General features: G+C 73.8%; 19 protein-coding genes, 4 tRNA genes and 1 pseudogene. 16 read left to right on the top strand and 8 right to left on the bottom strand.

The genetic code is table 11. The features are described 5' to 3' along the window. Nucleotides 1-24 precede the first annotated feature (24 nt). The 6 genes from tadA (at nt 25) to ACFU9E_RS00095 (ending at nt 3,810) form a co-directional block, all read left to right on the top strand. On the top strand, nt 25-534 hold the full coding sequence (gene tadA / locus ACFU9E_RS00120; RefSeq protein ID WP_355360667.1) for a tRNA adenosine(34) deaminase TadA: 510 nt from the start codon (nt 25-27) through the stop codon (nt 532-534). A 56-nt stretch (nt 535-590) separates the two neighbouring features. Next, nucleotides 591-680: transfer RNA gene (locus tag ACFU9E_RS00115), tRNA-Ser, on the top strand. Between the two features lie 481 nt (nt 681-1,161). Further along, complete coding sequence (locus ACFU9E_RS00110) at nt 1,162-1,302, top strand: hypothetical protein (RefSeq protein WP_320437731.1); 141 nt, start codon at nt 1,162-1,164, stop codon at nt 1,300-1,302. A 60-nt stretch (nt 1,303-1,362) separates the two neighbouring features. Continuing rightward, complete coding sequence (locus ACFU9E_RS00105) at nt 1,363-1,656, top strand: Dabb family protein (protein WP_355360671.1); 294 nt, start codon at nt 1,363-1,365, stop codon at nt 1,654-1,656. Nucleotides 1,657-1,909: 253 nt separating this feature from the next. After that, the gene (locus ACFU9E_RS00100) at nt 1,910-2,779 is read left to right on the top strand and encodes an RNA polymerase sigma factor SigF (protein WP_380681708.1); all 870 of its coding nucleotides are present in this window, start codon (nt 1,910-1,912) and stop codon (nt 2,777-2,779) included. Between the two features lie 176 nt (nt 2,780-2,955). Continuing rightward, nucleotides 2,956-3,810: an RNA polymerase sigma factor SigF gene (locus ACFU9E_RS00095; protein WP_355360674.1), complete on the top strand. Its 855-nt coding sequence runs from the start codon at nt 2,956-2,958 to the stop codon at nt 3,808-3,810. A 60-nt stretch (nt 3,811-3,870) separates the two neighbouring features. On the opposite strand, the gene ACFU9E_RS00090 is transcribed toward ACFU9E_RS00095, so the two are convergent. After that, nucleotides 3,871-4,707 carry a tyrosine-protein phosphatase gene (locus tag ACFU9E_RS00090; protein ID WP_380681711.1) on the bottom strand — a complete coding sequence of 279 codons (837 nt, stop codon included), beginning with the start codon at nt 4,705-4,707 and terminating at the stop codon, nt 3,871-3,873. A 413-nt stretch (nt 4,708-5,120) separates the two neighbouring features. On the opposite strand from ACFU9E_RS00090, the gene ACFU9E_RS00085 reads away from it, so the two are divergent. The 8 genes and pseudogenes from ACFU9E_RS00085 (at nt 5,121) to ACFU9E_RS00050 (ending at nt 15,393) form a co-directional block, all read left to right on the top strand. Then, nucleotides 5,121-7,502, top strand: a complete 2,382-nt coding sequence (locus ACFU9E_RS00085; RefSeq protein ID WP_380681713.1) for a hypothetical protein — start codon at nt 5,121-5,123, stop codon at nt 7,500-7,502. Nucleotides 7,503-7,605: 103 nt separating this feature from the next. Next, a complete protein-coding gene (gene pelF, locus ACFU9E_RS00080; protein WP_380681731.1) occupies nt 7,606-9,111 on the top strand; it encodes a GT4 family glycosyltransferase PelF in 1,506 nt (501 codons plus the stop codon). After that, on the top strand, nt 9,108-10,622 hold the full coding sequence (locus ACFU9E_RS00075) for a hypothetical protein (protein WP_380681715.1): 1,515 nt from the start codon (nt 9,108-9,110) through the stop codon (nt 10,620-10,622). The genes pelF and ACFU9E_RS00075 overlap by 4 nt, the downstream gene beginning before the upstream one ends. 153 nt (nt 10,623-10,775) lie before the next feature. Continuing rightward, a complete protein-coding gene (locus ACFU9E_RS00070; RefSeq protein WP_355360689.1) occupies nt 10,776-11,768 on the top strand; it encodes a GDP-mannose 4,6-dehydratase in 993 nt (330 codons plus the stop codon). A gap of 71 nt (nt 11,769-11,839) precedes the next feature. Continuing rightward, nucleotides 11,840-12,547: pseudogene (locus tag ACFU9E_RS00065) on the top strand (NDP-sugar synthase); the annotation flags it as partial. Nucleotides 12,548-12,723: 176 nt separating this feature from the next. Continuing rightward, complete coding sequence (locus ACFU9E_RS00060; protein WP_380681717.1) at nt 12,724-13,626, top strand: NAD-dependent epimerase/dehydratase family protein; 903 nt, start codon at nt 12,724-12,726, stop codon at nt 13,624-13,626. Then, entirely contained in the window at nt 13,623-14,327 is a 705-nt protein-coding gene (locus tag ACFU9E_RS00055; protein WP_380681719.1) for a spherulation-specific family 4 protein, read from the top strand. The genes ACFU9E_RS00060 and ACFU9E_RS00055 overlap by 4 nt, the downstream gene beginning before the upstream one ends. Nucleotides 14,328-14,361: 34 nt before the next feature. Further along, nucleotides 14,362-15,393 carry an endo alpha-1,4 polygalactosaminidase gene (locus tag ACFU9E_RS00050; protein WP_380681721.1) on the top strand — a complete coding sequence of 344 codons (1,032 nt, stop codon included), beginning with the start codon at nt 14,362-14,364 and terminating at the stop codon, nt 15,391-15,393. A gap of 57 nt (nt 15,394-15,450) precedes the next feature. On the opposite strand, the gene ACFU9E_RS00045 is transcribed toward ACFU9E_RS00050, so the two are convergent. Next, nucleotides 15,451-15,651, bottom strand: a complete 201-nt coding sequence (locus tag ACFU9E_RS00045) for a hypothetical protein (protein ID WP_380681723.1) — start codon at nt 15,649-15,651, stop codon at nt 15,451-15,453. Nucleotides 15,652-15,778: 127 nt separating this feature from the next. On the opposite strand from ACFU9E_RS00045, the gene ACFU9E_RS00040 reads away from it, so the two are divergent. Further along, complete coding sequence (locus ACFU9E_RS00040) at nt 15,779-16,744, top strand: aldo/keto reductase (RefSeq protein WP_380681725.1); 966 nt, start codon at nt 15,779-15,781, stop codon at nt 16,742-16,744. A gap of 86 nt (nt 16,745-16,830) precedes the next feature. Here the strand turns inward: ACFU9E_RS00040 and ACFU9E_RS00035 are convergent, their stop codons facing one another. The 6 genes from ACFU9E_RS00035 to ACFU9E_RS00010 form a co-directional block, all read right to left on the bottom strand. Further along, on the bottom strand, nt 16,831-17,805 hold the full coding sequence (locus tag ACFU9E_RS00035; protein ID WP_380688906.1) for a C40 family peptidase: 975 nt from the start codon (nt 17,803-17,805) through the stop codon (nt 16,831-16,833). Further along, on the bottom strand, nt 17,802-19,130 hold the full coding sequence (locus ACFU9E_RS00030; RefSeq protein WP_380714686.1) for an SPFH domain-containing protein: 1,329 nt from the start codon (nt 19,128-19,130) through the stop codon (nt 17,802-17,804). The genes ACFU9E_RS00035 and ACFU9E_RS00030 overlap by 4 nt, the downstream gene beginning before the upstream one ends. Nucleotides 19,131-19,316: 186 nt before the next feature. Then, the gene (locus tag ACFU9E_RS00025; protein ID WP_380688902.1) at nt 19,317-20,936 is read right to left on the bottom strand and encodes an Ig-like domain-containing protein; all 1,620 of its coding nucleotides are present in this window, start codon (nt 20,934-20,936) and stop codon (nt 19,317-19,319) included. Nucleotides 20,937-21,267: 331 nt separating this feature from the next. Continuing rightward, nucleotides 21,268-21,343 (bottom strand) — tRNA-Arg (locus ACFU9E_RS00020). 31 nt (nt 21,344-21,374) lie between these two features. After that, a tRNA-Arg gene (locus ACFU9E_RS00015) sits at nt 21,375-21,450 on the bottom strand. 206 nt (nt 21,451-21,656) lie between these two features. Continuing rightward, nucleotides 21,657-21,750 (bottom strand) — tRNA-Ser (locus ACFU9E_RS00010). 179 nt (nt 21,751-21,929) lie between these two features. On the opposite strand from ACFU9E_RS00010, the gene ACFU9E_RS00005 reads away from it, so the two are divergent. Further along, a partial coding sequence (locus ACFU9E_RS00005) for a PAS domain-containing protein (protein WP_380714685.1) occupies nt 21,930-24,549 on the top strand: 2,620 nt, incomplete at its 3' end.

Raw genomic sequence — 24,549 nt, 5'->3', positions numbered from 1 at the left:
GCGCCATGCCCGACACTGGATGCCATGCAGTCCGTCCGCCCGATCCCGCCGCTGCCCGCTCCCGTCCGCCCCGACCCGGTCCGCGACCGCTGGGCGGCGCCGATGCGCCTCGCCATCGCCGAGGCCGCACTGGCGCCGGCCACCGGGGACGTCCCGGTCGGGGCGCTCGTCCTCGGCCCGGACGGTGAGGTCCTCGGCCGCGGCCACAACGAGCGCGAGGCCGTCGGCGACCCGACCGCGCACGCCGAGGTGGTGGCCATCCGCGAGGCGGCCGCGAAGCTCGGCGAGTGGCGGCTGAGCGGGTGCACGCTGGTCGTCACCCTGGAGCCCTGCACCATGTGCGCGGGCGCGATCGTGCTCTCCCGGATCGACCGCGTGGTCTACGGCGCCCTCGACGAGAAGGCCGGCGCGGCCGGATCGCTCTTCGACGTGATGCGTGACCGGCGGCTCAACCACCGCCCCGAGGTGATCTGGGGCGTCCTCGCCGACGAGTGCGGCGAGCAGCTGCGCGCCTTCTTCGACACCCACCGCTGAACCCGCCCCGGGAACGGATTTCGTTCCCGCGCCACCCGTCCGGTAGAGTTCCCCTCGGTAGCGTGTCCGAGCGGCCAAAGGAGCACGCCTCGAAAGCGTGTGTGGGGGCAACTCCACCGTGGGTTCGAATCCCACCGCTACCGCCAGCAGGCCCGAAGGCCCGTCCGGTTCACCGGACGGGCCTTCGGCGTTCCCGCGCACCCTCGAACGCGGAAAGGGCTCCGTACCCGTCGGCCGATGACCACCAACGCCTGTCGAGTACGGAGCCTGGAAGAGGGGGAGCGGTTCGGGGGGACTGACCGCTCCCCCGGCGGAGTCCCACAACCGGGGCCGCGTCGGGGGGAAGCCGCGGCGCCCGGTCCCACAGCGGGGAGCTCCGGATCCACGTACCGGGGATTCCTGCCAGATCCTCGGTACATCAACCATCCTGCCGCCCTCCGGCGCCCCCGGCACCCGGAGAAAGGCCCCTGTCGCGGGGACCTTCGTCCCGGCAGGTGAACGCGTCGCTCACTTGATAGGCCGTCCGGGTGGATAAGCTGCCCGTTGCACCGGGCCGCTCGGGGACCGAGCGACGACGGCCCACGGCAGGGAGGAAGGTCACGGATGGCGCAGGCGAAGAAGATCGGAATGGTCCTCCTGCTCATCTTCGTGCTCTACACGATCATCACCTCGCCGGCCCGGGCCGCCGAGCTGGTCCAGTTGGGCTTCGAAGGCATCTCGAACGCCGCCAAGGCCGTCGGCACCTTCATGACCGGCCTGGTGAAATAGCCCGCACCCCACCGGCTACGGTGGGCCCGACACCCGACCCCGTCCGCGAGGAGCGGCACCGTGATCCGCCACCTGGTCCTGTTCAAGCTCAACGAAGGCGTCAGCAAGGACGACGAGCGCGCGCTCGCCGGCGCCAAGGCCTTCGCCGAGCTCGGCCCGCTCGTACCCGAGCTGCGCGAGTGGGAGTGCGGCTGGAACACCACCGACCGCGACATCGCCCACGACTACGCGATCAACAGCCTGGTCGAGGACCGCGAGGCGCTCCAGGCGTACCTCACCCACCCGGCCCACCAGGCCGCGGCCGCCCAGTGGCGCGAGTTCGCCACCTGGGTGATCGCCGACATCGAGGTCTGAGCCCGACGGCCCACGGCGCCCCGCCCGGCATTCGGGCGGGGCGCCTTGCGCCGTCCCGGCCCGGCCCCTCCCCCGCACCGCCGCCGCACCCCGCCCGGCCCTGCGGCGCACCAACACACCTCCGCGCGGTACTTGCCCGACATGCGCCCGCCTTGTGATGCTATGACCGGTTTTGCCGGACATGGCGAGGGCGGTGACGAGACGCGACACCCGGTCCGCAGGTCCCACCGTTGTCGACTATGGGAGGGGTGACGTGTCCGTGCGGACACCAGGGAGCGCGCCGGACGACGAGGTGCTGGCCGCCGTGATCAGCCCGGCCGGCGAGCTCCGCCCGGACCGCCTGCGCGGCCCCGGCGGCCGACCCGCGGTCGACGTGCGCACCCTCACCCGGGTGCTCTTCGAGCGGCTCGCCGAGCTGCCCCCGGACACCCCCGAGCGCGAACGGGTCCGGGCCGCGCTGATCGAGGTCAACATCCCCCTCGTGCGCTACGCCGCCACCCGCTTCCGCAGCCGCAGCGAGCCGATGGAGGACGTCGTCCAGGTCGGCACCATCGGCCTGATCAACGCCATCGACCGGTTCGACCCCGGCCGCGGCGTGCAGTTCCCCACCTACGCGCTGCCGACCATCCTCGGCGAGATCAAGCGCTACTTCCGCGACAACGTCCGCACCATGCACGTCCCGCGCCGGCTCCAGGAGCTCTGGGTGCAGGTCAGCGGCGCGATGGAGGAGCTGACGGTGGTGCACGGCCGGGCCCCCAAGGTGCCGGAGATCGCCGCCAGCCTGCGGATCCCCGAGGAGGACGTCCGGGCCTGCCTGGACGCCGGACGGGCCTACAACGCGGCCTCGCTGGAGGCCGCCCAGGAGCACGAGGGCGGGCTGGCGCTGCTCGACCGGCTCGGTTACGAGGACGCCGCGCTGGCCGAGGTCGAGCACCGGGACATGGTCCGCCACCTGCTGGTGCAGCTGCCCGAGCGGGAGCGCCGGATCGTCATGCTGCGGTTCTTCGCCAATCTGACGCAGTCGCAGATCAGCACCGAGCTGGGGATGTCCCAGATGCACGTCTCACGGCTGCTGTCGCGGATCCTGACCAGGCTGCGGACCGGCAACTCCTGGGAGGACTGACCGCACCCCGGGTGTGACGCCGCGATAGCGGCGCGTCACCGCCGCGTGACATCTTGCGACGCTCGGGTTTGCCGGGGACCGTGAGCCGGTATGGAGGGTGCGAGGGGGCCGGCGCGAGCACGGGAACGTTCCGACGGCGGCACCCGTTGGACCGTCAGTCACGAGGGGGTGGGTGCATGTCCTCAGATGTGGGCACTGCGGAGATCCACGCTGCACCGGCCGGCGCCGCGGAGATCCCGCTCCAGCGCGCCGCGGCCGCGCCGGACGCCGGGCTCGACACCCGGACGCTCTCCCGCTCCCTGTTCGGGCGGCTGGCCGCCCTCGATCCGGGCAGCGCGGAGCACACCTACGTCCGCGACACCCTGATCGAGCTCAACCTGCCGCTGGTCCGCTACGCCTCGGCGCGTTTCCGCAGCCGCAACGAGCCGATGGAGGACATCGTCCAGGTCGGCACGATCGGGCTGATCAAGGCAATCGACCGGTTCGACCCGGAGCGCGGCGTCGAGTTCCCGACCTTCGCGATGCCGACGGTGGTCGGCGAGATCAAGCGCTTCTTCCGGGACACCAGCTGGTCGGTGCGGGTGCCCCGGCGGCTCCAGGAGCTGCGGCTGGCGCTCACCAAGGCCGGCGACGAGCTCTCCCAGCGCCTCGACCGCTCCCCGACCGTGGCCGAACTGGCCGCCTGCCTCGGCGTCAGCGAGGAGGACGTGGTGGAGGGCCTGGCGGTCGGCAACGCGTACACCGCCAGCTCGCTGGACTCCAGCCCGAGCGAGGAGGACGGCGAGGGCCCGCTGGCCGAGCGGCTCGGCTACGAGGACCTCGCGCTGGAGGGCGTGGAGTACCGGGAGTCGCTCAAGCCGCTGCTGGCCAAGCTTCCGCCGCGCGAGCGCCGGATCATCATGCTGCGGTTCTTCGGCAATCTGACCCAGTCGCAGATCGGCGAGGAGATCGGCATCTCGCAGATGCACGTCTCGCGGCTGCTGACCCGCACGCTCACCCAGCTGCGCGAGGGCCTGACCGCCGAGGGCTGAGCACGGCGGTCCGGGGCCGGCCCCGGACCGCGCCGGGCCGCGTCCGGGCGCCCGCGGGACTCAGGGCGCCAGCAGATTGGCCCGCAGACCCGCCAGCACGGCCCCGTCCAGACCGAGGCCGTCGGCCCAGAACGCCCCGAAGTCCGGCCAGCCGGTCTCGACCTCCTCGAAGGCCGCCTCCAGGTAGCTCCGTTCGGCCCGGAAGACCGGCAGCAGCAGCTCGGGCTCGTCCATCAGCCCGCGGGTCCGGAAACCCTCCAGGACCGTCGTGACGACGGCGGCGGAACGCTCGTTGGTGAGCAGATAATCCGTCACCACCGTTTCCCGGTCGACGCCGAGCGCGGTCAGCAGCACGGCCGCCGTCCAGCCGGTGCGGTCCTTTCCGGCCGAGCAGTGGAACAGTAGCGGAGCGCCGTCCGGATCGGCGAGCAACCGCAGCACGCCGGCGAACCGTTCGCGTGCGATCCGGTCGGTGACGAACCACCGGTAGAGGCCGGTCATCATGGCGTCGGCGCGGCCCCCGCCGAGCAGGGCGCGCTGCCTGCCCGGATCGCGATCGGCCAGCGCCTCGCGCAGCGTGGCGTGGACGTCGAAGTCAGTGGCGAACACCGGCATTTGATGGACCGCCATGCCGTCGACGATCCTGTCCGCGCCGGCCTCGCGCACCTCGGCCGGGCTGCGCAGGTCGACGATCCGCCGTAGGCCCAGCCCGGCCAGTCGTGCGAGGTCCTCGTCGGTGAGCCGGCTGAGGCCGTCACTGCGCAGGGCGACGCCGGCCCGCAGCAGCAACCCCTCCGCGGTCCGGTAGCCGCCCAGGTCGCGGGCGTTCACGGCGCCGAGCAGACCCAGGCTGCGGGCGGCCGGAATTGCGGCGGTTTCGGTCTGCGGCTCGGTCACTCGGCGGCCTCCATTGGATATTCGGACGGTGACGTTGCACAACCGTGAGCGATATTGCATGAACCTGCCCACTGAAACGGCAGGATGTGCGAGAGTGTCAGGGGCAACGCCGCCAGTGTAGGGTCCCGTTCAGCCACCGGGCCGCACGATGGGTGAACAGCGGTAACACTAGGTTCCGGGTTTTAATTTTTAATTCATTATTTGCGTGGCCGATGCGCTTTCGGCCACAATCAGCGCCCTCATGGCACGACCATGAACGTTGGTAACAGATTCGCTGCACTCCTGCCCGTTCGGTCCCTCCTGCTACGGATGTTCCATCAGGATGGGCGCCGGGCAGCCTGCTGCCCGCGACCAGCTACGAGGGCGGGCGAGCGCAAGCAGCGGAGCGCCCTGCCCAGGGGAGGAAGAAAAACATGGGTCGAGCGACCCGAAGAGTTGCCGCCTGTGCGGCAGCCGTTCTGCTGGCCGGAGGCCTGCAGTCGTCCCTCGCGCACGCCACCACGACGCCCCGGATCGATCTCACGGTCCTGGTGATCAGCGACGGCGGGCCGGCCACGGCCGCGATCGCCGCCGAACTCAAGAGCCAGGGCACGCCGTACAAGCTCGTCGACCTCAACGACGCCAACCGCCCGGTGATCGACGCGGCCTTCCTCAGCGACACGCTGAACGGCCAGCCGCGCGGCAAGTACCAGGGCATCGTGCTGCCGAACGACAACCCGTTCGCGGCCGGCTCCGCCGAGATGACCGCGATCGCCGCCTACGAGGCCGCGTTCAACGTCCGTCAGGTCGACGCGTACACCTACGCCCGTCCCGACGTCGGCCTGAACTGGGCCGTCAACCCCGGCTACATGGGGACCCTGGACGGCTTCCAGGGCCAGGTCACCACGGCCGGTCTGAGCGGACCGTTCAACTACCTCAAGGGCGCCGTCCCGTTCGAGGACAACGACCCGACCGTCTCGGAGAGCTACGGCTACCTGGCCACCCCGCTGGCCACCCTGCCGGCCGGCTCCAGCTTCACCCCGCTGGTCGAGGTCCCGATCCCGAACAGCACCGCCAAGGGCTCGCTGGTCGGCGAGTACCAGCACGCCGGTCGCAAGGAACTGGTCGTCACCTTCGTCTACAACCAGTACCAGCAGCAGTACCGCCTGCTGGCCCGCGGCATAGTCGACTGGATAACCCAGGGCGTCCACCTGGGCTACGACCGCAACTACTTCGCGGCCCACGTCGACGACGTCTTCCTGTCCGACGACCGCTGGGACACCGTGCTCAAGTGCACCCCCGGCGACGTCACCTGCCCGCCCGGCACCCCGGAGACCGCCAACCCGATCCGGATGACGGTCGCCGACGCGCAGTACGCCAAGCAGTGGCAGCTCGACCACGGCTTCACCCTGGACATGGTGTTCAACGGCGGTGGCAGCGAGGACTGGAAGTCCGACCACGAGACCACCACCGACCCGGTGGTGGACGAGATGATCGCCGACCAGACCAGCTACCGGTGGATCAACCACACCTACACCCACCCGTACCTGGGCTGCCTCCAGGACGTCTCGGTGGTGCCGTGGAAGTGCACCAAGACCTCCTCGGGCAGCACCGTCTGGGTCGACCAGGCCACCATCTCCTCCCAGATCAAGAACAACCTGGACTGGGCGGCCGCCCGGGGCCTGCAGCTGGACAAGACCGAGCTGGTCACCGGCGAGCACTCCGGCCTGCTGACGGCGCCTCAGGAGACCAGCGACAACCCGTACCTGGCCCCGGCGCTCGCCGCCAACGGGGTCAAGTGGACCGCCAGCGACGCCTCCCGCGAGACCGGCCAGCGGGCCGTCGGCGCGGCGCTGACCGTGCCCCGCTACCCGATGAACGTCTTCTACAACGCCGCCACGGCGAAGGAGGAGACCGACGAGTACAACTGGATCTACACCAGCGTCGCCAACGGTGGCAGCGGCATCTGCCAGAACGCCAACTCCACCTGCCTGCCGACGCCGCTGGACGTCAACACCGGCTACCAGTCGTACATCGTGCCTCTGGAGGCCCGGATCGACCTCGGCCACGTGCTGAACAACGACCCGCGGCCGCACTTCATCCACCAGTCGAACCTGTCCGAGGACCGGATCGTCTACCCGGTGCTGGAGAAGATCCTCTCCACCTACCGGTCGCTGCACGCCGACAACGCCCCGGTCGTGAATCTCGCGCAGAAGGAGATCGGCCAGGAGTTCCAGCGGCGGGCAGCCTGGAACGCCGCCCTCGCCTCCGGCCAGGTCACCGCCTACCGCACCGGCGACACCGTCATGGTGAGCGCCCCGGCCGGCGTCCAGATCGAGGCCACCATGCCGACCGGCACGGTCCAGCAGCTCGCCATCGGCACCACCGGCTTCGGCACCGCCTACGCGGGCTCGCTCTCCGGCTGGGTCAAGCCCGGCCAGCTGCAGAGCGGCGTCCTGCTGACGCTGCCCGCCACGGGCACCCCGGCCGCCCCGGCCGGCACCAGCCCGAGCCTCGCGGCCAAGTCCGTCCCGGCCCCGGCCCCGGCCGACACCAAGGTCGTCCCGCAGGGCACCGTGGACGCCGTCCCGGCCGGTCCGGGCGACACCGACCGCACCGAGGCGCCGACTCTCATCCCCGGTAGCGGGGCCCCGGTTGCCGGCAGGAACGTCTCTGCTGGTACGACTTCGGGTACGGCGAGCGGCACCGACGGAAAGGCCGTCGGCCACGGCGGTACTCCGCAGCAGCACGGCAAGGCCTCCGGGGGGAAGGCCGAACCCGCGAGGAAGACCGCCGGCTCGCCCGGCACCCGCTAGACAGGTGAACCCGGTGGCGGACCGCAGCACGGCCGCCACCGGCACCACCCGGACCGGCCTGCTCGGCCGGGAGCTTGAGGCAAGAACAGGAGGGGGGACACAGATGCGCGTCACCCTGCTCACCGAGGGGACGTACCCGCACCAGCACGGTGGTGTGAGTGTCTGGTGCGACCAGCTCGTGCAAGGCATGCCGGACGTCGACTTCGACATCATCGCCGTCACCGGCACCGGCCACGAACCACTGGCCTGGGAGCTGCCCGCCAACGTGCGGTCGGTCACCACCGCCCCGCTGTGGGGCCCGGCCTCGGAGGCGAAGGCCCCGCGCGGCAAGGAGATGCGCCGCTTCCTCAACGCCTACGAACGGTTCCTGCACTCCCTCCTGGACCCGGTCTACACCACCCACTTCGGCACCGAGCTCTACGGCTTCGCCGACCTCGCCCAGCGCGGGCTGCTCAGCCCGGCGCTGCGCAGCGAGCGCGCCCTGCGCACCCTCCAGCACGTCTGGACCCGCGACTACCTCTCCACCGCCGTCTCCCGGCCCACCATGCACGACGCGCTGAACGCCACCGACCTGCTGGAGCACGCGCTGCGCCCGCTGTCGGTCGAGCCGCCGCGCGACGGCGTGGCGCACGCCGCGAGCGGCGGTCTGGCCACGCTCCCGGGGCTGATAGCCGCTCAGCAGTTCGGCGTACCGTTTCTCCTCACCGAGCACGGCATCTATCTGCGCGAGCGCTACCTCGGCTACCGCACCGGCCCCTACCGCTGGCCGGTCAAGGCCCTGCTGCTGGGCTTCTACCGGATGCTCGCCGAGGAGAGCTACCGGCGGGCCGCGCTGGTCACCCCCGGCAACCGGTACAACCGGCGGTGGGAGGAGCGTGGCGGCACCCCCTCCGCGCACATCCGCACCGTCTACAACGGCGTCGACCCGGCGGCCTTCCCGCCCGCCGGGCCGGAGCCGGAGACCCCGACGCTCAGCTGGGCCGGCCGGGTCGACCCGATCAAGGACCTGGAGACGCTGATCCGCGCGTTCGCGATCGTGCGGCGCGAGATACCCGACGCCCGGCTGCGGCTGTTCGGCGGCACCCCCAAGGGCGGTGAGGCCTACCGCGAGGCCTGCGAGGCGCTGGCCGCCGAACTCGGCACCGGCGACTCGGTGGTCTTCGAGGGCCGGGTCGCGGACATCACCGACGCCTACGCGGCCGGGAACGTGGTGATGCTCTCCTCGATCAGCGAGGGCTTCCCGTTCACCCTGATCGAGGCGATGTCCTGCGGCCGCTCCACCGTCTCGACCGACGTCGGCGGCGTGCGCGAGGCGGTCGGCGACACCGGCCTGGTCGTCCCGCCGCGCGAGCCCGAGCCCATGGCCGCTGCGGCGATCGAGCTGCTGCGCGATCCGGAGCGCCGGGCCCGGCTCGGCGAGCAGGCCCGGCTGCGGGTGATCGAGCAGTTCACGCTCCGCCAGAACATCGACGGCTTCCGCGGCATCTACACCGAACTGCTGGGCACCGCCCGCTGGCTGCCCGAGGGCGTGGTCGCCGTCACCGACGGACCGCCGGACCCGGACTGGGAGCAGCCGACCGAGCGCGAGCGCAGCGAGGTGGGCGCATGAGTGGGCCACTGCGCCTCGTTCCGAACGAGGCCGACGAGACCGTCCAGCTGCGGGTGCTGCCGCTGAAGCGGCGCCGCCCGACCCTGCCCGCGCAGCGTCCCGGGCCGGACGCGGACCAGCTCGAACTCTCCCCCGACCCGCTGGACGAACTCGCCGATCGGCTGCAGGACATCTGCGCCGACGCCGTCCACCCCTACGAGATCGCGGCCTTCCTGGAGGCCGACGGCCTCTCCGACGAACAGGCCGGTCTGCTCTACGGCCGCCCCGACGCGTTCACCGTCGCCGAGGAGCTGTTCGAACGGGTCGAGCGCCGCTACCCCGGGCCGAGCGCCGAGTTCGCCAACCCCTGGCGGGCCGATCCCTGGCGGTGCGTCGTGCGCGGCCTGGTGTTCGCCCTGCCCGGCCTCGGCTACCTGCTCGGCGCCAACCTGTTCGCCGCCGACCGGATGCGCTTCGGCCTGCCCTCGGGCATGCTCGCGCTGTCCGTCGCGACCCTGGTCAGCTGGTCCTGGAACCAGGCGCTGGCCCACCGCTCGTACGCCTGGCTCGGCCGCGGCCGGCGCCGGTCGGCCGCGGCCTGCCTGGCGATCGGGGCGCCGCTCGGCGCGCTGACCGCGGCCGCCGCCGGGTACGTGGTCGGCGGACCGCTGGGCGCGCTCTGCTTCGCCGCCGGGCAGTCCGGCTACCTGGCGGCCGCCACCGTGCTGCTGGTGCTCGGCCGGGAGAAGTTCCTGCTGCTGGCGCTGGCACCGTCGGCGGTCGGCGCGGGCGTGGTGCTCGCCGTCTCGGTGCCGCAGGCCGTCCGCACCGCGGTGCTGCTGGCCTCGCTCGGCCTGGCCGTCGGGCTCGCCGCCCGCGAGCTGCTGCGCTGCCGGCGCGCCGAGGCGGAACCCGTCCCGCTGCGGCTGCCGCTGCACAAGGAGATCCCGCACCTGCTGTTCGGACTCGCGGTCGGCACGCTGACCCTGATCGCCGGACTCGGGGTCACCGTCCACCAGGCGGTGAGCACCGGCAGCGCCCAGGGCGCCTCGGCCAGCCCGACCGGCCCGGCGATGATCGCCCTGACGCTGAGCCTCGGCCTCGCCGAGTGGCTGCTCTTCCGCTACCGGGCGATGGCGGTGGCCGCGCTGCGCACCAGTCACACCCCGGTCGAGTTCGCCCGCCGCACCGGCGGCGTGCTGCTCGGCTGCCTGTTCATCTACCTCACCACCGTGGCCGCCCTCGACGCCGCCGCCACCGTGCTCTGGCCCGGCGCCCCGGCGCTGGGCGTCCCGGAGCTCGGCGCGCTGCTGCTGCTCGGCGGCTCGCTCTGGCTGGCGCTGCTGCTGAACGCCTTCGGGCTCAGCTGGAGCACCGCCCTCATCTGTCTGGCAGCCGCAGGCGCCGAGTGCGCCGGGCTGCTGACCGGTTGGGACCCGACCGTCCTGCAGCTGATCGGCTGCGGGGGTGCGGCGGCCGTCCTCACCAGCACCGCCGGGCCCGTGCTCGGCCGCACCACCAAGCACCGCTGAAACGGGCACCGCCGAACAGCTGAACAGCGCACCACGGAACCCGCACCGACGGAACAGCACCACCCGTACCGGCCCGGCCGGGTCACCACACCGTCGCACCACCCGGCCGGGCCCGCACGACACGTCCCCTGAAGACACAGGAAGCGATTCACCATGAGCAGCGTCGCCGTCACCGGAGCCGAGGGATTCATCGGCTCCCACCTCGTCGAGACCCTGGTGGCCGACGGCCACCGGGTCCGCGCGATGGTCCAGTACAACTCGTTCTCGTCGTTCGGCTGGCTGGAGACCCTCTCGAAGGAGGTGCTGGACTCCGTCGAGATCGTCCTCGGCGACGTCCGCGACCCCGGCTCCGTCAACGGCCTGGTCAAGGGCACCGAGGCGGTCTACCACCTGGCCGCCCTGATCGCGATCCCGTACTCCTACCTGGCCCCGCACTCGTACGTCGACACCAACGTCACCGGGACCCTGAACGTCCTGGAGGCCGTGCGCCACCAGGAGATCCCCCGCCTGGTGCACACCTCGACCAGCGAGACCTACGGCACCGCGCAGACCGTGCCGATCACCGAGGACCACCCGATCAACACCCAGTCCCCGTACGCCGCCTCCAAGGCCGGCGGGGACCGGCTGGCCGACAGCTACCACGCCAGCTTCGGGACCCCGGTCGTCACCCTGCGCCCGTTCAACACCTTCGGCCCGCGCCAGTCGATGCGCGCCGTCATCCCGACCGTGATCGCCCAGCTCGCCGCCGGCGAGACCGAGATCACCCTCGGCGACCTGCGTCCGACCCGTGACTTCATGTTCGTCAAGGACACCGCGCTGGCCTTCCGCACGGTCGGCACCGCCCCCGCCGAGACCGTGGTCGGCAGGACCTTCAACGCCGGTACCGGCGGCGAGATCTCGGTCGGCGACCTGGTCACCCTGGTCGGCAAGCTGATGGGCGTGGACGTCACCGTCAAGGAGGACGAGCAGCGCATCCGCCCGGCCAACTCCGAGGTCATGCGCCTGGTCGCGGACGCCACCCGGCTGCGCACCGCCACCGGCTGGGCCCCCCGGTTCTCGCTGGACGAGGGTCTGGAGCAGACCATCGAGTTCTTCCGCGACCCGGCGAACCTGGCCCGCTACAAGACCGACATCTACAACGTCTGACCCGGCTCCGCCTTCCGTCCGCTCCCGGCACCGAAGGCCCCTTGTCGAACCGACTTCTGTGGGGGAACCACATGCACGCAGTGATCCTGGCCGGCGGTAAGGGCGTACGCCTCCGCCCGTACACCACCGCGCTTCCCAAGCCACTCGTCCCGATCGGCGACCAGCACGCGATCCTGGAGATCGTGATGCGCCAGCTCGCCGCCGCGGGCTTCCAGACCGTCACCCTGGCCATCGGCCACCTCGGGCACATCATCCGCGCCTACGTCGGCAACGGCTCCCAGTGGGGGCTGCGGGTCGGCTACGCCGTCGAGGACAGCCCGCTCGGCACCCTCGGCCCGCTGCTCACCATGCAGGACCGGCTGCCGGACAACTTCCTGGTGATGAACGGCGACGTCCTCACCGACCTGGACTTCGCCGGGGTGCTCAAGCACCACGAGGCGTCCGGGGCCCCGCTCACCATCGCGACCTACGCCCGCCAGGTGAAGATCGACTTCGGCGTGCTGACCGCCGAGGACGGCTCGATCACCGGCTTCCAGGAGAAGCCGAGCATCGACTACCGGGTCTCGATGGGCGTCTACGGCGTCTCCCGCGCCGCGCTCGCCCGGTACACCCCGGGCCTGCCGCTGGGCTTCGACGAGCTGGTGCTGGACCTGCTGGGCGCCCAGACGCCGCCGTCCGCCTACGAGTTCGACGGCTACTGGCTCGACATCGGCCGCCCGGACGACTACGACCGCGCCAACGCCGAGTTCGCGCTCAACCGCTCGCTGCTCCTCCCGGGCGAGCCGGCCAGCGCCGCCCCGGCCCCCGGCGAGGGCCTGTACGCCGTGCCGAACGGCCAGCCCCTGCCGATCCCCGCCGCCAGAACCGCACCCGAGGCCGCCGACGGGCAGCCGACGGCCACCGCGGCCACGGCCGCGACCGTCCCCGCCGGCCCCGAGAACGACGGACGGGCCGCGTGAGGATCCTGCTGCTCGGCGCCGACGGCTTCCTCGGCCGGCACGCCGCCGCCGCCCTGCGGGCACTGCCCGGCGCCACCGTGCTGACCGCCGGGCGGCGGCCCGACCACGACCTGCGGCTCGACCTGGCCTCCGCCCAGGCCGGCCCGCTCGGCGAGGACCTGGCCGTGCTCGCCCCGGACGCGGTGGTCAACTTCGCCGGCGCCGTCTCCGGCAGCGCCGTCACCCTCGCCGAGGTCAACGCCCGCGGGCCGGCCGTGCTCTGCGAGGCGCTCGGCCGGGGCGCCCCGAAGGCCCGGCTGGTGCACATCGGCTCGGCCGGCGAGTACGGCGTCTGCGCCCCCGGCGACTCGCTCGCCGAGGACGCCGACGCCCGCCCGGTCGGCGTCTACGGCGCCACCAAGCTGGCCGGCTCCCTCGCGGTGGCCGGCTCGCCGCTGGACGCCGTGGTGCTGCGGGTGTTCAACCCGGTCGGCCCCGGGGCCCCGGCCGGCTCGCTGCCCGGCCGGCTCGCCGCCGAGCTGCGCCGGGCCGCGCCCGAGGGTGTCGACGGAGTGGTGCGGGTCGGGGACCTCTCGGCCCACCGCGACTTCGTCGACGCCAGGGACGTCGCCCGTGCCGTCACGCTCGCCGTGACCGCCCGGGAAGCGCTGCCCCGGGTGCTCAACCTGGCCTCCGGGCAGGCCCGGCCGGTCCGGGCGATCGCCGACGGTCTGGTCGCGGCGGCCGGGTTCGCCGGCCGCATCGACGAGAGCGGCGCCGGTTCCGAGCGCTCCGCGGCCGTCTCCTGGCAGCAGGCCGACGTGTCGGCCGCCGCCCGGGTGCTCGGCTGGCGCCCGGAGACCGGGCTCGACGAGACGCTGCGCGACCTCTGGCTCTCCACCGAACTGGTCACCGCATGACCGGGGGCAACCACCCCGACGGCCGCCTGCTGGTGCCGCTGTACGTCCACCCCGCGGTGGACCCGGCGGCCTGGCAGGCGGTCGCCGCCGCCGATCCCCAGCGCATCGCCGCCGTCGTGCTCAACCTCGCCGACGGTCCGGGCGAGCCCGACCACGTCTTCACCGAGGCCGCCGAGAAGCTCCGCAAGGCCGGCCTGCCGCTGCTCGGCTACGCCGACACCGACTACGGCCGGCGGTCGCACGCGGCCGTGGTGAACGACATCCTGACCTACCGTCAGCGCCACGGCATCTCCGGCGTCTACCTCGACCAGGTGTCGGCCGCGCCCGGCGCGCTGCCGCACTACCGGCGCCTGGCCACCGCGGCCCGGGCCGCCGGCTGCGCCACCGTGGTGTTCGGCCACGGAGACCACCCGGACCCCGGGTACGCCGAGGTCGGCCTGGCCGATCTGCTGGTCACCTTCGAGGGCGACTGGGCCGCCTACCAGGCGCTGGCCCTGCCGCTGTGGACCGGCCGGCACGCCGCCGCCCGGTTCTGCCACCTGGTCTACGACGTGCCCGCCGAACGGGCCGCGGAGGTGGCCGCGTTGATCGCCGCCCGCCGGGCCGGGGTCGGCTGCGCGGTGCCGGGCGCCGGGGAGAACCCCTGGAGCACCCTGCCGCACCAGCTGACCGCCGGACGGCCGCTCACCGAACCCATCTGAGAACGCATCCGACCCGATCCGGAGTCCGTGCACCGTGACCCGCGCAACCCGGCCCGTGTGGGCCGCCCTCGCCCTCGCCACCGCCACCGCGCTGCTGGCGACCTCGTGCAGCAGCTCCGGCTCGGACGACGACACCTCGGCCGAGACCGGCGCGAGCGCGCCCCCGGCGGCCACCGCCGCCCCCGTCCCGGGCGCTCCGAGCACCCCGGCCACCCCGGACGCACCGGCCACGCCGGGCACCCCCGGCACGCCGGTCACCCCGGACGCCACCACCGGCCCGGGCTCGCCGACCGCGTCCGGCCGGCCGTCGGCCCCGTCCGGCACCCCGGGAACCCCCGGCACCCCCGCCGTCCCGGGCACCACCGGCGCCCGCTGGCAGCCCACCCCCGGCCTCGCCTGGCAGTGGCAACTCGGCGGCTCCGTCGACCAGTCCGTCGACGTCCCCGTCTACGACGTCGACGGCTTCGAGACCGACGCCTCCGTGGTCGCGGCCCTGCACGCCAAGGGCCGCAAGGTGATCTGCTACATCAACGCCGGTTCCTGGGAGGACTTCCGCCCCGACTCCGCCGCCTTCGCCCAGGCCCTCCAGGGCTCGGGCAACGGCTGGAAGGGCGAGAAGTGGTTCGACATCCGCAAGATCGACCAGCTGAAGCCCCTCATGGCGGCCCGCTTCGACATGTGTCGGCAGAAGGGCTTCGACGCCGTCGAGCCCGACACCATCGAGGCCTACAACCAGAACAGCGGCTTCCCGCTGACCGCGGACGACCAGCTCCGCTACAACCGCATGCTCGCCTCGCTCGCCCACGAACGCGGCCTGGCGATCGGTCTGAAGAACGACCTGGAGCAGGTCCCGGCGCTGCTGAACGACTTCGACTTCGCCGTCAACGAGGAGTGCGCGCAGTTCGACGAGTGCGCCCGCCTCTCCCCCTTCGTCCAGGCGGGCAAGGCGGTCTTCCACGTCGAGTACAAGCTGGGCACCGAGAAGTTCTGCGGCCGCACCAAGGCGCTGGGCTTCAGCTCGATGCAGAAGAAGCTCGAACTGGACGCCTGGCGGAAGCCCTGCTGAGGGAACAGGGACCGGCACCCGCGGGCCACCGGACCGCCAGGCACTCCACCGCGAGGACTACTTGACGGCCAGCCAGACGACGGCGCCCAGCACGGCGAGGGCGACCACGGCGATGATCGCGATCACGCCGGTCCGGCTGCCGCCGCCGGTGTTGCCGTAGGTGTTGACGGAGCCCGGCGCCTGCGGTGCCGGGGTCTCCTCGACGAAGGCCCGGAACATCTGGGTGCTGCCGGCGGGGTCGTACTCGTTGTCAGCCATGGCAGGGACTCTAACGAATCCGCGGACCACCCCGACACCCGGTCTCCGTGCTGCGGACGTGCAACGGGCGTGTGAAGTACGCCTCGTTCACGGAATGCCGGCCCGGCCGATCGGGTTGACTCGGACCATGACCGATTCCCGCAGCGACGCCCCCCGTTACGTGCAGCTCGGCAACTCCGAGCTCTCGGTGTTCCCGCTCTCCCTCGGCGGCAACGTCTTCGGCTGGACCGCCGACGAGGCCGAGTCCTTCGCCGTCCTCGACGCCTACACGGCGGCCGGCGGCAACTTCGTCGACACCGCCGACACCTACTCCTCCTGGGTGCCGGGCAACACCGGCGGCGAGTCCGAGGCCATCATCGGGAAGTGGCTGCGCAGCCGCGGCAACCGCGACTCCGTGGTCGTCGCCACCAAGGTCGGCCTGCACCCCGAGGCCCGCGGGCTGAGCGCGGCCAACATCAAGGCCTCCGCCGAGGGCTCGCTGCGCCGCCTCGGCGTCGACCACATCGACCTCTACTACACCCACCAGGACGACGACACCCCGGTGGAGGAGTTCGTCACCGCCCTGGACGCGCTGGTGCGCGAGGGCAAGGTGCGCGCCGTCGCCGCCTCCAACATCGGCGCCGAGCGGCTCACCGAGGCGCTCGCCTTCGCCGGGCGCGAGGGCCTGGCCGCGTACACCGCCGTCCAGCCGCACTACAACCTGGTCTCCCGCGGCACCTTCGAGGGCCCGCTGGCCGACGTGGTCGCCGCGCACGGCCTCGCCACCGTGCCGTACTACGCGCTGGCCTCCGGTTTCCTCACCGGCAAGTACCGCCCGGGCGGCGCCGAGGTGGCCAGCGCGCGGGCCGAGGGCGCCGGCCGCTACCTGGGCGACCCGCGCGGCCCCAAGGTGCTGGAGGCGCTGGACACGGTGGCCGCCGAGCACGACGTCGAGCCCGCCACCGTCGCCCTGGCCTGGCTCGCGGCCCGGCCGACCGTCGCCGCCCCGATCGCCAGCGCCCGTACCGTCGGCCAGCTCCCGCCGCTGCTGGCCGCCGCCGGGCTGGAGCTCACCCCGGCGCAGACCGCCCTGCTGGACGAAGCCTCCGCCTGAGCACCGTCACCCGAAAGGGGCGCGCCGTCCGCAGCCGGACGGCGCGCCCCTTCGTGTTCTCCCGGGCCGGGCCGCTGGGCCCTCCCCTACGGCCGGCCGAAGTGGGTCGGGTAGAAGCCGCTGCTGATCGTCGACACCCGGACCGTCTTGCCCGGCCGGGGCGCCTCGACGAACTTGTTGTTGCCGAGGTAGATCCCGACGTGGTGGATGCCCGAGGCCCGGCCGCTGTCCGACCAGAACAGCAGGTCGCCGCGGCGCAGCTGCCCCGCGCCGATCGGCGTGGTCGCCGCGTACTGGTCGTCGGCCACCCGCGGCAGGCTGATGCCCGCCCGCCGGTAGGCCTGCTGCACCAGCCCCGAGCAGTCGTAACCGGAGGGGCCGTCGCCGCCCCACACGTACGGCTTGCCCAGCTGTGCGAGCGCGTACTCGATCGCGGACTCCAGGCGGCCGCCGGACCGGGTCTCGGCCTGGGCGGGCGCGGTGGTGGTGGTGCCCGAGGCGGCCGCCCCGCCGCCGGACTGGCCGGTGCGGCTCAGGTAGACGTCGTAGTGGCTGGTGTACCGCCACTCGCCGCTGCCGTTCTTGAACCAGTACTTCTCACCGTCCCAGCCCTGGCGCATCCCGCCCGAACCGGCCGAGCCGTTGGTGGCCGTCCGCGTGCCGGCCGAGCCGGCATCGCCGGACCCCACGGCGTCGGTGTACACGCTGTAGTGGCTGGTGTACCGCCACTCGCCGTCGCCGTTCTTGAACCAGTACTTCGAGCCGTCCCAGCCCTGCTTACCCGGCGCGGCGTGCGCGGCCCCGGCCCCCGCCGTCAGGCCGACCACTCCGGCGCCGGCCAGCACCGTGGTGGCCAGGCAGGTATTTCGCACCGCACGGTGTATTCGGCCTCCCCCGTACGGCTCCGCCGGGCGGGCGGCGCGCGGCCGCACCACGCAGTTCGGGCAGGCGCAGCCGGTGATCGCCGGGATCGTACCGAGGCTCTCCTCGAAGCCGATCAACGCCGTGTCGTCCGCGTCCGCGAGCACCGCGGCGGCGTCCGTGCCGGTGGCTATCCTCATGCCGGTCGTCCTTCCTTCCGCCCGGCCCGGGCGGCCGGGGGCGGTACCGAGGCGGCCACTCCGGCCGGGGCGACGAAGGCGACCAGCAACTGTTCCATCAGCGCGCTCCGGGCGGCCTCGTCCAGTTCGTGCGCGGTGGCGCGCTCCAGCCGGCGCACGGCGAGCGCCGCCGCCTCCACGGCGTCGTCCACCAGCACGGTGCGCAGGCCCGCGTCCAGGTCGGCCAGTCGGCGGCGGCGCATCGACTCCGCCACCTCCGGCGCGTAGTCCAGCGCCAGCGGCTGCACCGAGTAGACCTCCAGCCCGGCCGGCGCGACCTCGGCGGCCAGCGCCCTGGTCAGTTCGTCAGCGAACCACTGGCCGTCGCGCAGCGCGGGCCCGGGCGCCGCATTGCTGTCGCAGGGCAGCGTCGAGGCGGTCCGGGTGAGCACCGCCTGGACCTGCTCGCGCAGGTAGCTCTCGTGGTCCTCGATCGCCAGCATCGCGCGGGCGGTGTCCTTGACCCGCCAGACGATCAGCAGCCGGACCACGATCGGGGTCCCGGTGCGGTCGACGACCTTGACCGGCTCACTGCGCCAGTGCCGCAGCCGGACGTCCACCCGACGGCGGCGCAGCAGCGGGTTGACCCAGACCAGACCGGTGCGGCGGACGGTGCCCCGGTAGCGGCCCCAGCGGGTGAGCACCCGGGTCTCGCCGCCCGCGTTGGCCAGCAGACCCGCGAGCGAGAGCACGACGAGCAGCCCGGCGGCGGCCACGGCGGCCACCGAGCGGGCGGTCACCTCGGCCCCGCCGGCGGCCCGGGCGGCCTCCGTGCGCAGGTCGGGCAGCACGTCCCAGTACGGGATGACACCGTCGCGCAGCAGCACCAGCAGCACGGCGGCCGTGCCGAGCAGCAGCCCGAGCAGGGCGACCCAGCCGGGCAGGGCGGCGGCGGTGCGCTCACGAAGCGTCTGGTCGGCGCGCGGGGGCCGGCGCGAGGTGACGGCGGTCGCCGCCCCGGCCGGGGCGCCCTCCGGCTCGTCCGCGGCCAGGACCGTCGAGGCCACCGGCGGCAGCGGGGCGGTCGGCGTCGGGCGGGCCGCCGGGTCCACCGGGTCCGCCAGCTCCAGCGGATCGCGCAGGTCGATGTGCCTGCCGTCGGCCGGACCCGGGACCACCGCGATCGGGGTGGTGGCCGGGCCGTGGTCGGTCGGCTGGGCGGGCTTGGATGCCCTCGTCGCCCTCGCCAGCGGGCTGGAGCCCGAGGCGGAACGTTCCGGCATTCCCGGGGGAAGCGTCTTGGGCAGGTGGTCGGGTCGCTGCGAAGAATCGCGGGTGACGTCCATGCACGGATCCTCAGGTTCAGTGTGTCGCGCAACGGGCGGCCCGGATCTGACGGGCAGTGCCAGGGCCAGGCTAAGTTCATACGTCATCAAATGCGACATTTGAACCGGTGCGTGTCGACATTTACTGACGAATCATCCGAGACCGGACCTGACGCGCAGGCACATGAGCGGACAGGGGTGAGCGGCTCAGTGCCGCCCGGGACCGGATCCCCGGCCGATCACCCGACGAGTGATCAACCCGATACCGGTGAGCACCAGCAGGACCGCGGCGAGCACGCCCCGCCAGCCGTCCGACGGGTGTCGGTCGGCGGCCGTCGGCGACGACGGCTCCTCGGCGGCGGTCTCGGCCACGGCGGCGCTGTTTGCGGCGCCCGCGGCCCGGACCGTCGGCCGTGCCCCGCCCGGCGGCGGCGCGGCCGGCGCCCGCTCGGCCCGCTCCCGGTCCGGGGCGGCGGAGGCGAGGGAGGGGACGGAGGCGACGGAGGGGACGGCCGAGGCCGACGACGGAGCCGGAGCCCGGGGCGTCGGAGCCTGGGACGTCGGGCTCGGGACGGACAGGGCCGGAGCGGGAGCCGGGCCGGGCGCCGTGGGTGCGGGCGTGGGTGTCGGCGTCGGAGTGGGCGCCGCCGCCCCGGCCGGCGAGCCGATGGCCGGTGGCACGACAAACGGCAGCAGCCCGCTCGGAACGGGGGCCGGCACAGTGGCGGGCACGGCGGCGGACGCGGGCGAGGCCGGAGCGGGGGCGGGAACGGCGACGGTCGGGACCGGGGCCGCCGGCAGGACGGGCGACGGCCGCCCGGCCGGAGTGGGAGTGGGAGCGGAAGCGGCCGGGGACGGTCGCGCCGGTACCGGGACCGAGGGTGTCGGCGACGGCGGCGCGGTGACCGTCGGCGACGGGGCGGCCGCCGACGGCCGGGGAGCCGAGGGCGCGTCCTGCGAGGGGGTGGCCACCGGCGAAGGCGCCGCGGCCTTCGACGCTGAAGGCGACGGCGCAGGCGACGGTGTCGGCGCCGACGACGGCGTGCGCGTGGGCGTGGGTGTGGGCGTCCGCGTCGGGAACGGCGGGAGCGGAACCTGCGTCGTCACCGCCGGCCGACCGATCGTCTCCACCCGGACCACCACCGCCTCGGCCGCCGTACTGTTCCCCGCCGGGTCGGTCGCCGTGACGATCAGCCACCGCTCCCCGTCCGTCAGGTCCCGGTTGGCCGTGCACGTCCAGCTGCCGTCGACCGCCGCCGTCGCTCCGCAGGCGACGATCCGCGCGGGCCCGTCACCACGGTCCGGCCCCGCGGTGACGATCACCCGCGCCCCCGGTTCGGCCTTCCCGGACAGCCGGGGCCGGGCGACCCGGACGGTCTCCCCGGCGGCGGGCGCGGTGAGCAGCGGGCGGTCCGGCGGCGCGGTGTCGACCACCAGCTCGGCCGGCCGGCCGGCGGTCCGGTTGCCGGCGAGATCGGCGGCGGACGGGGTGAGCCGGTGCCGCCCGTCCGCCAGGTTCTCCACCGGCAGGCAGGACCAGCCGCCGTCGGCCCCGACGGTCGTGTAGCAGAGGTCGTCCTCCTGGCCGCCGGGCGACCGGTCGGTGACCACGACGGTGCCGCCCGGCTCGCCGGTGCCGGTCAGCCGGATGCCGGGGTCGTTGGTGGACTCGGACAGGGTGAGCGCGGTGGCGCCGCCCTGGTGGAGGCCGGCGGACGGGCGGTCCGGCTCAACCTGCCGGGCGGCCGAGGGCGGCGGATTCCAACCGATCACCAGTCCGGTCGCCAGGACCGCGGCGCCGGCCGCTGCCGGGAACTGTCGGTTCATCCGGCTCTCCTTCGCATCGGCTGCCGGAGCGGCCTGGATGGCCGGGCAGTCTGGACACAAGATCAGACAAAACGGAATCACGATCCTGAGCCGGTCATATGGCGACACTTGCGCTCTCGGCCGCATGACACCCGATTGGCGGTCCTCCGTCCGGCAGGACGGGATGTACCCGAAAGAACCGCATTTCACCCCTTGAGCGAGGTATCGCGAGGTACCGCCAGGGGTCGCGGGCCGTCGCGGGCGCCGAGGGGTGTCCGGGCGGCACCCCGGCCGGGCCGGAACGGGCCCGGGAAACGCAGAAGCCCCCGGCCCATGGCCGGGGGCTTCTCGCTGGTGCGCTCAGCAGGATTCGAACCTGCAACCTCTTGATCCGTAGTCAAGTGCTCTATCCGTTGAGCTATGAGCGCAAGTGCCGGGCGGACCCGGTCTTGCGGGGTTTGGTGCGCTCAGCAGGATTCGAACCTGCAACCTCTTGATCCGTAGTCAAGTGCTCTATCCGTTGAGCTATGAGCGCTCGCCCTGGCGAACGTTCCTCCGGGGCGGTGCGGGGACAACATTACATGACCTGCGGCGCGGGGCGAAATCGGTTGATCCGGGCGCCCCGGACCCACCGGCCGAACGCCCTTCCGATCATGTCCGGAGATGCTCCGCGCGTGCTCCGGGCGCGCTCCGGACATGCGAAGAGCCCCGCCGACGAGATCGTCGGCGGGGCTCTTCGGCTGGCGGAGGCTGAGGGATTTGAACCCTCGATCAGGAATAACCCCGAAACCGCATTAGCAGTGCGGCGCCATAGACCGGACTAGGCGAAGCCTCCTCCACATGGAGCAAGCCCACGTGCGCGGACCCGTTCCTTGTGCCTGTGATGATGCCACAACCCGGGGGCCCGGCACCAACCGCCGCCAACGTTACTAGGCGGGTCGTCCCCGCCGCAAAGAAGAATGAGATACTGCCGTCTCCGGAGAGAGCTGCCCTGAGCCGAGGAGACCTGTCGACGTGAGCAGCAGGCCGATCCGAGGCGCTGCTCGCCTCGCCGCCATACTCGACGCCCTGCCCGACGCGCTGCTGCTGGTGAACAGCAACGGCACCGTCGTCGATGCCAACAACGCGGCCGTCCAGGCGCTCCAGGCACCGGGGACCTCACTGGTCGGCATGGGCGTGCTCGACCTGCTCCCGGAGTTCGACCCCAGTCGGATCCCCGGCTCGATGCGGCCCGCCGCCCGCGAGGACGAGGCCCTCGACCGCCCGGTGCGGATGACCGCCCGGCGCACCGACGGCACCACCTTCCCGGTCGAGGTCTCCGGCAACGACTTCGACGACGACGGCACCGGCACCGGCACCGGCGCCGGCTACGCGCCCCCGGCGCCCTACGACCCCTACCGCGAGGGCTCCCGCTCCTCCGACCTGCTCCTGCTGCTGGTCCGCGACCTGACCGGCCGGCTCGGCGTCGAGGCGGAGCTGCGCCGCCAGCACAAGCAGACCGAGATGATCCTGCGGGCCGCCGCCGAGGGCGTGCTCGGTGTCGACCTCGAAGGCCGCTGCGTCCTGGTCAACCCGGCCGCCGCGCACATCCTGGAGTACCGGGCCAGCGAGCTGGGCGGCCGCGAGCTGCACCCGCTGATCCAGCACTCCCGCGCCGACGGCACCCCGCTGGCGCTGGAGGAGTCCGCGCTGCTGGACACCCTGACCTCCGGGCGCAAGCACCGGGTGCGCGGCACCGTGCTGTGGCGCAAGGACGGCCGCCCGGTCACCGTCGACCTCACCACCGCCCCGGTCCGGGACGGCGACCAGCTGGTCGGCGCCGTGATGACCTTCACCGACCGCAGCCGCGAGCTGGCGCTGGTCGCCCGCAACGAGCACCTCACCGCCGTCCTGGAGAGCGAGCTGGGCGGCGCGCTGACCGCGCTGCACCGGCGGATCGACGCGCTCGCCACCGACCCGGCCGGGCAGCTCTGGCCGGAGGCCAACTGGACCCTGCGCCGGCTGGCCGACGAGTGCCGCCGCTACGGCAAGCTGATCGAGGGCGTGCTGGCCCACCAGCGCTCCGAGGCCGGCGAGAGCGGCGCCGCCGAGGGCAAGGACGCCGCGGCCGGCGGCAAGGGCGGTACGGAAGGCGGCAAGGCCGGGCGGAAGAGCGCCGAGCGGATGCCGGTCGCCCTGGACAAGGTGGTCCGCCGGGCCGTCGAGCACGCCGGCGAGCTGGTCGGCGCGGGCCGGGTGCGGTTCTCCGTGCACGCCGCCGCCGTCGAGGTGATCGCCGACGAGCAGCGGCTCGCCCACGCGCTGGCCCACCTGGTCGCCGACGTCAGCGGCATCGGCCTCGCGCTGGACGACGTCGCCCCCGAACTGCCCTCCCCCGGACTCGCCGCCCCCGGCGCGCCCGCCCTGCCGCCGGCCGGCGCGGACACGCCGGCCGTGGTGCTCGCCGCCGCCCAGCGCGGCGAGGTCGCCCGGGTGGAGATCCGCGGCCCGGGACGCGGTGGCAGCCCCGTCCACCTGCCGATAGCCCGCGCGGTGGTCGAGCGCCACGGCGGGGTGCTCCAGCCGCACGAGCTGCCGGGACGCGCCGGCACCACGTACGTCGTGGAACTGCCGCTGGACCCGGCCGCCGCCAAGGCCGCCGCCGAGCGCGCGTCCGCCGAGGGCCGGTCGGACCGGCCGAAGGAGAGCGACAGCGCCGTCCTGCCCGACCTGCCGGGCATCCCGCAGCTGCCGGCCGCGGCCCCGGCCGAGGAGCCGGCCACCGCCGAGGGCACCCCCGCGAAGGCCCCGGCCGAGGGCCCCCGGGAGGGCGCGCCGGACGGTTCCGCCGACGCCCGGAGAGCCGAGGCCGCGGCCGGACCGTCCCCGGCCACCGGTGCGCCGGGCGAGGAGCCGGTGGTCGAGCAGCGGCGCGGACGCCGCGGCCGGCCGGCCGTGGAGCTGCCGCCCGCCGCCCCGGAGCAGCCGGGCCGCGAGGCCGCCGAACCCACCGCCCCGGCCGGCGCCGTCGCCCCGGACATCCCCGCCGACCAGTGGCCCAACGCCCCCGCCCGGATCGAACGGGCCGTCCCCGAGCAGTGGAACGGCACCGGCAACGACCCCGCGTACGGGCGCCAGCGCCTGGGCGGCCCGAACGGCCCGCAGAACGACCCCTGGGGCAAGGACGACGGCCGCTCCGGCACCGCCTACGCCGTCCCGGTCGACGGCGGGCGTCCGGACGGGCGCCCCGGCGAGCCGAACGGCGCGGCCCCCGGTGACGGCGAGCGCCGGGCCGCCGCCGGCGAGGGCGCCGCACGCACCCCGATCGCGCTGGGCCCGGGCGGCGGCGACACCGCCCCGGAGGCCCCGGCCGGCCACGACGGCGGGGACGCCGAGCCCCGGCCGTCCCGGCGCCGCCGCGCGCTGCCCGGCACCGAGGACTCCTCCGGCGGGTTCGCCCTGCCCGGCGGCACCGAGACCCCCGTCTACCCGGGGCTGGAGCACGCCCTGCCGGCCGGTCCGGCGCCCGCGCCGCCCGAGCCCGCCGCGCCCACGCCGACCGGCCGACGGCGTCGGCTGGCCGTCCCGCCCGGGCCCGGCGGCGAGGCCGGCGGCCCGTCCGCGCCCGACGCCGGCCCGGCGGGCGGCTCCGCGC

The organism is Kitasatospora sp. NPDC057595 (assembly GCF_042800875.1).
In the GTDB taxonomy this organism is placed as follows: Bacteria; Actinomycetota; Actinomycetes; order Streptomycetales; family Streptomycetaceae; genus Kitasatospora.
Note: the sequence above shows the minus strand (reverse complement) of the source record. Positions and strands in the feature narration are given on the sequence as shown.